This is a genomic window from Alcanivorax sp. HI0044, from assembly GCF_001634945.1.
In genome coordinates, this window is record NZ_LWEZ01001418.1 from 1 (window position 1) to 1,952 (window position 1,952).

The window sequence follows — 1,952 nt, forward strand, 5'->3', positions numbered from 1 at the left end:
GAGTGTCTGGCCCAACGCAGAGGCGGAAAAACTGCGCCAGGCGGGTGACATCTCCATACCGCAGGGGGAGCGCAGCCATCTGGGGCCGGTCAAGCTGGTCAGTGATGGCTCATTACAGGGTTATACCGGGTTTCTCGGGGCGCCGTATTACACCCTGCCGGAGGATTACCCGACGGACTATCTGGGGTTTCCTACGCGGTCTCAAGCAGCGCTTAGCGCCCAAGTAAAACAGTTTCATTGCCAGGAGCGGCAAGTGGCCGTGCACGCCAATGGTGATGCGGCTATTGATCTGAGTCTGAACGCCATTGCCGGCGCCCGGGCTGCCTGCCCGCAGGTGCGGGTGCAACCGGTATTGATTCATGCACAGATGGCGACTCCGGCGCAGTTGCAGCGCATGGTGGCGCTGGATGTGATTCCCTCGTTCTTCAATACCCATGTGTATTACTGGGGCGACCGGCACCGGGATGTTTTCCTGGGGCCGGAGCGGGCTAGCCGGATCAGCCCGCTGGCGGAAGCGGAGCAAGCCGGGCTGAGCTTTACCTTGCATGCGGATTCGCCGGTAGTGCCCTTTGAGCCGCTGCAGCTGGTGTGGAATGCGGTGGAACGCGAGACCGCCTCCGGGGCGTTGCTGGGGCCGGAGCAGGCTGTGGATGTGGACCGGGCGTTGCAGGCAGTGACCGTGGATGCGGCCAGGCAGCTGGGGGTGGCAGATCAGGTAGGGCAGTTGCGCCTGGGTATGCGTGCGGACCTGGTCTGGCTGGACCGGGATCCGCGGCAAGCGATTGGCGACTGGGAATCGATCCAGGTGCGGGGCACCTGGGTTGGCGGGGTTCGTCGCTACCCGGATGGGCAAGCGGACGAGAGAGGGCAAGCGATGTAGCCCTGTGTGCGCAGAGCCCTTTTTCAGGTGCTCTGCGAAAGCGGTCTGCGCGCTGCTAGTGCCAGGTCCCTTCCAGATTCTCGCACTGATCGAGAAATTCCTCGGCGCTCATTTCCACCGTATTCGGGTCCAGATGTGAAGCCACTTGTTCTTTCAGCTGCCCGACCACTTTGGACATGACCGTCAGGGTTTCTTCCACCTGCTCGATAGTTTCCAACAGGTCTTCGGCTTCTTGCTGGTAATCATCTCTGTCGTCGTAATCGCTCATGCGAAGCCTCCTGCAGTTGGGATGAGCCTGTTCTTGCCGAGGCTCGGTCCAATGTTGCCAACGATGGCAGCGTAAAACAAACGGGAAATCCCCTGAGCTGGTTAAACTTTGAGCGCTTGTGATGGATGGTCAGGAGTATTTTACGAACGGCTCCAAATGCACCCTCGGAGAGTCTGCTTCAGGTGAGGTTTACTGATCCTTCTCGCGTACAGGCACGCTCCCACATGGAGATTCTGGGGATTAAATTAAGACAGGAGCTATTCTTATGCTTTTCCCCGGGTTGCCCGCATATGCGGCAGGTGTACTGGATCGTTTGGGAATAGATGAACAGACATGGCTTGCGCATATGAGACTCCGGCGGCAACGGCTGCCGATTGCTCTGGGTGCACTGGATAAGCTGAAAGAGTAGGCACAAATGACAGGACGTAAATGGATTGCGGGGCAGAGCCTGGTGGATGGTAGTTGTTGTTTTTGCTGTTTAAATTTATGCGTGTCCCGTGGTTCCCTGCCAATTCGATGGGACTTACGGGAATATTCACGCCAACCGTTTTGAATGATGGGAAGGAAGCTCCGGGTCAACGGAAAGAGTCTGGCTGACTCGGGGCATTCTTGGGAGTCGGGAAAAAAACGGAGGAAAACAACGGGACACTCAGAGCGCCTGTCAAACCTGGCGGTAAATCAAGCGGTGTAAGGTGTAAGTCCGCAATTCGGCAAGGGGGCTGCTATCTGCTTGTGGAATTCGTTGACCACTACACGATGGTTTTTGGTGTGCCGTTTATGGGTGGTTCGCGCCTCGAGAGACGC

At 57.7% G+C, this 1,952-nt stretch carries 2 protein-coding genes; one reads left to right on the plus strand and one right to left on the minus strand.

All coding sequences use genetic code 11. The features are described from left to right. A partial coding sequence (locus tag A3730_RS21005) for an amidohydrolase (RefSeq protein WP_156501284.1) occupies window positions 1–880 on the plus strand: 880 nt, incomplete at its 5' end. A 55-nt stretch (window positions 881–935) separates the two neighbouring features. Here the strand turns inward: A3730_RS21005 and A3730_RS21010 are convergent. Then, window positions 936–1,148 carry a hypothetical protein gene (locus A3730_RS21010; protein ID WP_007149518.1) on the minus strand — a complete coding sequence of 71 codons (213 nt, stop codon included), beginning with the start codon at window positions 1,146–1,148 and terminating at the stop codon, window positions 936–938. Between the last annotated feature and the right edge of the window lie 804 nt (window positions 1,149–1,952).

Excerpts from the sequence above, each read along its gene's own strand:
- A3730_RS21010 (WP_007149518.1), bottom strand. The coding sequence starts at position 1,148 with ATGAGCGATTACGACGACAGAGATGATTACCAGCAAGAAGCCGAAGAC.